The sequence below is a fragment of the Burkholderia sp. MSMB1589WGS genome, assembly GCF_001636105.1.
In the GTDB taxonomy this organism is placed as follows: Bacteria; Pseudomonadota; Gammaproteobacteria; order Burkholderiales; family Burkholderiaceae; genus Burkholderia; species Burkholderia humptydooensis.
This window is the reverse complement of record NZ_LNJT01000003.1, coordinates 1-8,508: the sequence shown is the minus strand read 5'-3', so window position 1 is coordinate 8,508 and position 8,508 is coordinate 1. Positions and strand designations below refer to the sequence as shown.

2 protein-coding genes and 6 pseudogenes are annotated in these 8,508 nt (G+C 67.3%); 5 read left to right on the top strand and 3 right to left on the bottom strand.

The window, feature by feature from the left end; all coding sequences use genetic code 11:
- From WT16_RS01510 to mtgA, 3 genes and pseudogenes are all read left to right on the top strand, one after another.
- A pseudogene (locus WT16_RS01510) lies at window positions 1-1,129 on the top strand (RNB domain-containing ribonuclease); the annotation flags it as partial.
- Window positions 1,126-2,003 (top strand): annotated as a pseudogene (gene aroE, locus WT16_RS01505) (shikimate dehydrogenase). The pseudogenes WT16_RS01510 and aroE, both read left to right, overlap by 4 nt.
- Before the next feature lie 20 nt (window positions 2,004-2,023).
- Entirely contained in the window at window positions 2,024-2,794 is a 771-nt protein-coding gene (gene mtgA / locus WT16_RS01500; RefSeq protein ID WP_063532567.1) for a monofunctional biosynthetic peptidoglycan transglycosylase, read from the top strand.
- Window positions 2,795-2,934: 140 nt separating this feature from the next.
- Here mtgA and WT16_RS34705 read toward each other — a convergent pair whose 3' ends face one another.
- Window positions 2,935-3,375: a hypothetical protein gene (locus WT16_RS34705; RefSeq protein WP_231892020.1), complete on the bottom strand. Its 441-nt coding sequence runs from the start codon at window positions 3,373-3,375 to the stop codon at window positions 2,935-2,937.
- Here WT16_RS34705 and WT16_RS29855 point away from each other — a divergent pair.
- Together WT16_RS29855 and WT16_RS01490 are read left to right on the top strand one after the other, a co-directional pair.
- Window positions 3,269-4,024 (top strand): annotated as a pseudogene (locus tag WT16_RS29855) (peptidase S10); the annotation flags it as partial. The gene WT16_RS34705 and the pseudogene WT16_RS29855 sit on opposite strands and share 107 nt — an antisense overlap.
- A 7-nt stretch (window positions 4,025-4,031) precedes the next feature.
- Window positions 4,032-4,538: pseudogene (locus tag WT16_RS01490) on the top strand (alpha/beta hydrolase); the annotation flags it as partial.
- A gap of 124 nt (window positions 4,539-4,662) precedes the next feature.
- Here WT16_RS01490 and WT16_RS01485 read toward each other — a convergent pair.
- Together WT16_RS01485 and WT16_RS01480 are read right to left on the bottom strand one after the other, a co-directional pair.
- A pseudogene (locus WT16_RS01485) lies at window positions 4,663-6,466 on the bottom strand (methyl-accepting chemotaxis protein).
- A gap of 231 nt (window positions 6,467-6,697) precedes the next feature.
- A pseudogene (locus WT16_RS01480) lies at window positions 6,698-8,351 on the bottom strand (BBE domain-containing protein); the annotation flags it as partial.
- Window positions 8,352-8,508: the final 157 nt, after the last annotated feature.

Sequence of the window (8,508 nt, the reverse complement as noted above, 5' to 3'; positions counted from 1 at the left end):
GAGGCGACTACCGTCCGGCGCTGTCGCTGTACATCATCGTGAAGCGCGACACGCAGGAGATCGTCGCGAACGAGACGCGCGCCGAATTCGTCTACGTGAAGAGCAACCTGCGGCACAACACGCTCGACGAGCTCGTCACCGAGGACGCGCTCGCCGCGGGCGCGGGCGACTATCCGCACAAGGACGACATCGCGGTGCTCTGGCCGCTCGCGCAGGCGCTCTTCGAGCGGCGCCAGGTCGCGCGCGCGGGCTACGGGCTCAGGCGCGAAGCGCAGCGCAACACCGATTACAACTTCTACGTCGAAGGCGAGCACGTGTCGATCACGCCGCGCCGGCGCGGCTCGCCGCTCGATCTGATCGTGTCCGAGCTCGCGATTCTCGCGAACTCGACGTGGGGCGCGTTCCTGCACGATCACAGCGTGCCCGGCATCTACCGGACGCAGCGCGCGTTCGGCATGCCGAGCGGGCCGAAGCGCACGCGGATGCAGACGAGCGCCGCGCCGCACGAGGGGCTCGGCGTGCCGCAGTACGCATGGAGCACGTCGCCGCTGCGCCGCTACGTCGACCTCGTCAACCAGTGGCAGTTGCTCGCGTGCGTGCAGCACGGCGTGACCGCGAAGCTCGCCGCGCCGTTCAAGCAGAAGGACGCGGATCTGTACGCGGTCGTGCAGGGCTTCGACGACACGTACGCCGCTTACGCCGATCACCAGCGCCGGATGGAGTATTTCTGGTGCCTGCGCTGGATCAAGCAGGAAGGCCGCAAGCAGGTGAGCGCGGCCGTCGTGAAGGGCGATCTCGTGCGCCTCGACGAAGTGCCGCTGCTGCTGCACGTGCCCGCGCTCGGCGTGCATGCGCGCGGCACGCGGGTGCTGCTCGACGTGATGTCGGTCGACGAATTGACGATCGGGCGTCGGTGCGGCTCGTGAGCGTGCTCGACGCGCCGACGGTGTCGAGCGGCGAGCCGGCCGACGACGATGACGCCGACGCGGCCGACGACGTGCTGCTCGACGCCGCCGACGTATCGGCGGAAAGCGAAGCGGAGGCGCTCGCCGAGGCGGGCGGCGCGGCGAGCGGCGACGGCAATGGCAATGGCGAATCGCCGGCGAACGGCGAGGAACAATCGAAATGAGCACGACCGTCGAATCGGCAGCGCGCGCGCGCGATCGCTACGCGGTGATCGGCAATCCGATCGCGCACAGCAAATCGCCGTTCATCCATTCGCGTTTCGCCGAACAGACGGGCGAGGCAATCGAATACACGCATCTGCTCGCGCCGCTCGACGGCTTCTCGGCCGCGGTGCGCGAATTCATCGCGCAGGGCGGCGCGCGGCGTGAACGTCACCGTGCCGTTCAAGCTCGAGGCCTATGCGCTTGCCGATACGCTGTCGCCGCGCGCGGCGGCGGCGGGCGCGGTCAACACGCTGCGCTTCGACGCAGACGGCATCTTCGGCGACAACACCGACGGCGTCGGCCTCGTGCGCGACATCGAGACGAATCTCGGCGTGAGCCTGACGAGCGCGCGAATCCTGCTGCTCGGCGGGCGGCGCGGCGCGCGGCGTCGTGCTGCCGATGCTCGAGCGCGGGCCCGCGTCGCTCACGATCGTCAACCGGACCGCGAGCAAGGCGGAAGAACTCGTCGGGCAGTTCACGCAAGCGGCGCACGACGCGGGCTGCGTGCTCGCGGGCGGCGGGCCCGAGCGGGTCGCGCGCGAGCCGTATGACGTGATCGTCAACGCGACGGCGGGCAGCCTCGACGCGGCGCTGCCCGAGTGCGACGCCGCGGCGTTCGGTCCGGCGACGCTCGCGTACGACATGATGTACGGCACGCGTCCGACCGTCTTCATGGAGCATGCGGCGACGCTCGGCGCGCGCGCGTCGGACGGGCTCGGAATGCTCGTCGAGCAGGCGGCGGAATCGTTCCACCTCTGGCGCGGCGTGCGGCCCGACGGCGCGCCTGTGCTCGCCGCGCTGCGCGCCGCCCTCGCGGCGTCCGCGGCGCACTGAGCGCGAGAGGCGAAGGCGGGATGCGCAACAGTCCCGTTTCGCCCGGTCCGGGCTACGCGCCGGCGCGCGGCGCGACTCGCGCGCGCAAGCGCGGCGTCGCGCGCTGGCTCGCGTATGCGGGCGGCGTGTTTGCGGGCGCGTGGCTCGCGACGCAGCTCTATTACGTCGCGCAGATCGCGATGTGGTCGGTGCTCGATCCGGGTTCGAGCGCGTTCATGCGCGCGGACGCGTGGCGCTTGTCGAGCGCGCAGCCCGCGGCGGCGATCCGGCATCGGTGGGTGCCATACGACAGGATCTCGCGGAACCTGAAGCGCGCGGTGATCGCGTCCGAAGACGCCGATTTCGCGAACAATTCGGGCTACGAAGTGGACGCGATCCTGCAGGCGTGGGAGAAGAACCGCGCGCGCGGCCGCATCGTGTCGGGCGGCTCGACGATCACGCAGCAGCTCGCGCGCAATCTGTTCCTGTCCGGCGAGCGCAGCTACATCCGCAAGGGGCAGGAGCTCATCATCACGTGGATGCTCGAAACGCTGCTCGACAAGGAGCGCATCTTCGAGATCTACCTGAACTCGGTCGAGTTCGGCCGCGGCGTGTACGGTGCGGAGGCCGCCGCGCAGTACTACTACCGGATTTCCGCGAGCCGGCTTTCCGCCTGGCAATCGGCGCGGCTCGCGGTGATGCTGCCGAATCCGAAGTATTTCGATATGCACCGCGGCTCGCCTTACCTCGCGCAGCGTGCGGGCGTGATCGCGCGGCGGATGGGCGCGGCGGAATTGCCCGCGTCGCAGTGAGCGCGGCCGCGGCGCGCTCGCTCGCCGCATGCGCGCTTGCCGACCGGGCGCGTGCTTTCTTGCGGCGCATCATCCCGATATTCGCGCTTTCCATAAATCTTTCAAAATCGATACGTCCGGAATTCGGGTAATTCCCTGATTTATTTCGATTGCCAGATCAATTCTGCGTCGCAGTGCGAATCGAGCAATAAAAAATCCGTCTGACTGCGGGTTTGGGTGCAATGGAATTCACAAAACGCCGTTCCAAAGTCCGATTCCACGCTGATTCCATTCAAATGGGAAATCGCGCCTGAAAGAATAAAGTAAGCCGCGTTTCTTTCAAATGTTTCGCCATTTTTCAAATCGGAACTTGTCGCGTATATTGGCCGACGCCGTGGCTTATCGGGCCGATCGAGCAAGGTGGGGCGCCTATCCGGCTGCTCAGGAAAACAACATGAGAGAAGGAAAACGACTATGCCAGCACGTAAAACGAAGCTGTTATTAGCCGCAGTATTCTCTTCGCTGCTCGTCGCAGCGTGCAATGGAGATGACGCCGGTTCGAGCGCGAGCGCCGCCGCGAACGCGGACAGTTCGACCAGCATCGACACCTCGTCCGGCGCAGACAAACCCTATCGGGATCCCAACCGTTATTCGTCGAGTGCGAGCGCTTCGCTGTCGCCCTCCGCCGTGACCGAGAACGCGGCGATCACGCATCATCAGATCACGGTGAACGGCAAGGCGATCAACTACACCGCGACCGCGGGCCACCTGACCGCGCGCAACCCGCAAAGCGGCGCCGCAGAAGCGTCGTTCTTCTACGTCGCGTACACGGCAGACAGCCAGCCGCCCGGCAAGCGGCCCGTCACGTTCTTCTACAACGGCGGCCCCGGCTCGTCGACAGTCTGGCTGCATCTCGGCTCGTTCGGGCCGAAGCGCCTCGTGACGGGCGATCCGAACGCGAACAGCCCGACGCCGTTCCCGTTCGTCGACAACCAGCAAACGCTTCTCGACACGACCGATCTCGTGTTCGTCGACGCGATCGGCACAGGCTTCTCCGAGGCGATCGCGCCGAACACGAACCAGACGTTCTGGGGCGTCGATCAGGATGCTGGAGCATTTCGCGATTTCGTAATCCGCTATCTGCAGGCGAATCAGCGCAGCGATTCGCCGAAGTACCTGTTCGGCGAATCGTACGGCACGCCGCGCACCGACGTGCTCGCGAACCTGCTCGAGACGGCGGGCGTGAAGCTCGGACGGCGCGCATCGCGCGCCGCAACGGATCGACCGTCTCGTGCTGATGGACACCTACGTCGGCGTCGAGCCCGACGCGACGCGCAACAAATATTTCCAGATGCTCGCGGCCATCGACGCGCAAGGCGCGATTCCCGCGCCGCTGCTCGACGCGATCGTGCCGATCTTCTTCCGCCCCGGCATCGATCTCGCGAGCGAGCTGCCTGCGGGCTTCCGGCGCGCGCTGCAGGCGTTCACGGCCGAAAGGCTGCGCGACTCGGTGATTCCGCTCGGCAAGATCACGTTCGGCCGCGAAGACGCGCGCGCGAAACTCAGCGCGCTGCCGGCTGAGCGCACGCTCGTGATGTGCGGCGCGAACGACGTCGCGCGGCCGCCCGAGGAAGCCGACGAAATCGCGGCGCTGATCGGCAGCGAAAAGGTGTTCGTGCCGAAAGCCGGGCATATTTCGAATCTCGAGAATCCGGCATTCGTCACGCAGGCGTTGATCGATTGGCTCGCGCGCGGCGGCGACTGAACCCGATGCGCTGCACCGCGGCTCGTTCGTCTCCGGGCGCATGCGACATGCCGAACCCGACGATGCCGGGCGACGCGTCGGCGCCGCTGAAAAAATGCGTCGCGCGCCGCCCCGAGGAATCGGATCACGCAACCTTGAACTTCCCGACCGCCTCGGCGAGTTCGACCGCCTGAGTCTGCAGCGCCGAAGCGGCCGCGGCCGACTGCTCGACGAGCGCCGCGTTCTGCTGAACCATCTCGTCGAGCTGCGCCACCGCGCGATTCACTTCCTGGATGCCGCGCGTCTGCTCGTCGGCGGCGTTCGAGATCTCGCGCATGATCGTCGTCACGTTCGAAACCGTGCCGACGATGTCGTTCATCGTCTGCCCCGCCTGCTGGACGAGCGTCGCGCCCGTCGCGACGCTCGACACGCTCGAGTCGATCAGCGCCTTGATCTCCTTCGCCGCCTGCGCGCTGCGCTGCGCGAGCGAGCGCACCTCGCCCGCGACGACCGCGAAGCCGCGCCCTCCTCGCCCGCGCGCGCCGCCTCGACGGCCGCGTTCAGCGCGAGGATGTTGGTCTGAAACGCGATGCCGTCGATCACGCCGATGATGTCGCTGATCTTGCCGGACGCGCCCTCGATCTCGTGCATTGTCGACACGACGTCGGACACGACCGTGCCGCCGCGCGACGCGACGCTCGCCGCGTTCGTCGCGATGTCGTTGGCCTGGCGCGCGGCGCCCGCCGACTGCGTGACCGTCGACGTGATCTCCTCGATCGACGCGGCCGTCTGCTCCAGGCTCGCCGCCGCCGATTCCGTGCGCCGCGACAGATCGTGATTGCCCGACGCGATCTCGCCCGCCGCATGCCGCACCGAATCGCTCGCGTCGCGGATCACGCGCATCACGTCCTGCAGCTTGCCGACGAACGCGTTGAACGAGCGCGCGATCTGCGCCACTTCGTCGCGGCCGGCATCGGGCAGGCGCTGCGTCAGATCTCCCGTGCCCGAGCCGATCGATTCCATTGCGTCGCGAATGCGCGCGAGCCCCCGGAACGCGACGCCCGTGATCGCGCCGACGATCAGCGCGGCGGCGGCGACGAGCGCGACGAGCGTGCCGATCGACACGAGCAGCAGCGAATGCATGCCGGCCATCGCATCGGATTTGTCGAGCGCGACGACAGTCAGCCAGTCGGTGCCCGGCACCGCGCGCGCGCGCATCAGCTTCGCCGCGCCCGCGACGTGCGCGTCGATCGGCGCGGCGTTCTCGTCGGACGACGACGCGGCGAGCGCGTCGATGCTCAGGTCGTCCGCGAGATCGGTGACGGGCTTGAGGGTGAGCTTCGGATCGGCATGCGCGACGATGTGGCCGCCGCGGTCGACGAGCATCCCGAAGCTGCCGGGCGTCGGATGGATCGCCTTGACGTTCGCGATCACGCTGTCCATCGCGACGTCGCCGGACACGACGCCCTTCAGCGCGCCGTCGCGCACGATCGGCGCGGCGAACGCGACGACGAGCTTGCCCGTGCCGACGTCGACGTAAGGCGGCGTGACGACCGCTTGCCCGCCTGCGCAGCCTGCTTGTACCACGGGCGGCCGGTCGGATCGTAGTCGGGCGGAATGCCGGTCGGGTCCGAGAATTTCGCGGTCTTGTCCGCGTAGCCGACATAGACGTTCGTGAATCCGCCGGCGGCGGCGATCTGCTTGAGCGAAGGGATCGGGTCGGGCGAGATCGCGGCGTCTTCGACCGACACGATCATCTGCGTCTTCGACGCAACCCAGTCGGCGATGCCGGTTTCGTGGCCGGTCAGCACCGCGCTGAGGTTCTGGCTGATGGACTCGCGGTTGTAGCGATTGGCGACGAAATAGTTGAGCGCCGTGTTGATGACGAGCGAACCGATGACGATGGCAAGGCACGCGACGAGAATGCGGGACCGGATCGAGGAGAGCATGAGGAGCGGTGGGTGTGGAGCGGACCTATTGGTTTACGGCTGCGGGAACGGGCGACTTGACCCGAGGAAGGCGCGGCGTCAGGGTTTTTGCTCTAGGGTTTACGCGAAGTGCGCGAGCGTTTTTGTCTGATGTGATGCGACGCCTTTGCCGGCACCGGCCTCCGGCGGGCGGCGGGCGCGGCCGAAAGCGTTCGCCGGCCAACTCTCCGTTATCGCGCGGTCAACCGCGCGCGGCGGCGTCAGCGGAATCGACATCTCATGCCGGAACAGATTCCCCGGATCCACCGCCTGCTTCGTCGCGATCAGCCGCGCGGCCTTGTCGCCGTAGTACAGTTCGAGCCACCGCGGATCGATCTGCGCCGGATCGCGCTCGAGATACTTCATGTCGATGTCCGGGTAGTTGATGTAGCAGCCTTCGTAGCGGCCGCTCGCGTCGCGATATGGCTTGCCGCCCTGATCCGCGTGCACCGCGGAGAACAGGTCGTGCAGCCATTCGACGTGGAATGCGTCTTCGTCGGGATTCGTCCAGTAAGTCTGATACTGCGACTTCAACAGCGATTGCCGCTGACAGACCGACGTCGGATTCGCGCCTTCGTCGTTCGCGTTCACGCAGCCCCCGTACGAATCGATCTGCACGAGCGTCTGATTCAGACGCGGATCGTCCGCGGTATTCAGATATCGCCACAGCGCGTCGATCTCGGTGTCGCCGAAATTGCCGATCTGGTACGCCGACTTGTACTTGCCGCGCCGGTTCGCGCCCGAACCGTTGATCGTCTGCGTCAGATACAGCCAATCCATCTTCAGCGCGCTCCGTGTCGCGTGCGCCAGGCGCGCCCCGGCGAGCGGATGGCCGAGCGCCGGCAGATTCGGCGCGACGAACCGATCCCAGATGACAGGCATCCGGCCGCGGCCGCATTCATCGTGTCGACGAAATCGATGAACGGCGCATCCGCCGCACCGCCGACCACGCCGTCCTTGCCCGTGTACTGGATCGCGAGCACGATCGGCCCGGTCGAGCGATGCTGCAGCTTCAGGAGCGTGAACAGCCCGCCGTTCGCGAGCGCCGGATCCGCGGCGTTCCAGTTCGCGTCGTTGCGGCTGAACCAGTCCCAGTAGGCCCGGATGAATTGGCCGAAGCTCGCCTGCGTGAAGTCCGACCAGTCGTAGGCGAGCGGCAGCCAATACGCGGTGCGCGGCGCGTCGGGCAGCGCGTTGAAATAGTAGTTCAGGATGATGCCGAAATTGCCGCCGCCTCCGCCGCGGCACGCGATGAAGAGCGCCCGGTCCGTCGGGTCGGCGCTGCCGAGATGCACGTGCTTCGCGTCGAGCGCGCCGCGCCGGAGGCGGGCGTCAGGATGTCGACGCCCGTCAGCCAGTCGACAGTCAGCCCGTGCATGCGCGACAGCAGCCCGTACCCGCCGCCGACGATATGACCGCCCGCGCCGACCGAGTAGCACGAACCGCCGGGCAGCGTCTTGCCCGTGGTCTTGTACAGGCCGACATAGCCGTCCCAGTTCTGGCTGCCCGCTGCGACGCGAACCCGATAGCGCGCCGAGCCGGCGGCATCGAACGGCGACGCGATCTGCCCGCGCGGATCGAAATCGAAACCCGACATCAGGCCGAGATCGACGATCGCGAGCGGCCGCCCGACGTCGTCCGGCAGCCGGTTCGCGACGAAGCCTTCGTAGCAGTGCCCGCCGCTGCGCACCGTGATCCGGCAGGCTTTTGCGAGCGCGTCGCGCGACGCCTCGATCACGTCGTCCGCCGTGCGGCAGACATAGATCGCCGCCGCGCCGGCCTTGGCCGTCGGCGGCCAACGCAGGTTGAAGCCCTTTTGAAGCGTCGAATAACGAGGATCGGCACCATCGACGTACACATAGGACATCGGAACCTCCGGCGAACGTGTCGCATGCTTCGAAGCCGAGCTGACGGCCGCGCAACCCGGGCGAACACGCACGATGCGAATCGCCGCGACAATCGAGGCGCGGGACGGCCACCGAACGGTCTCGAATCCGATGGCCGCGATGCTTCATTCGTGCCGC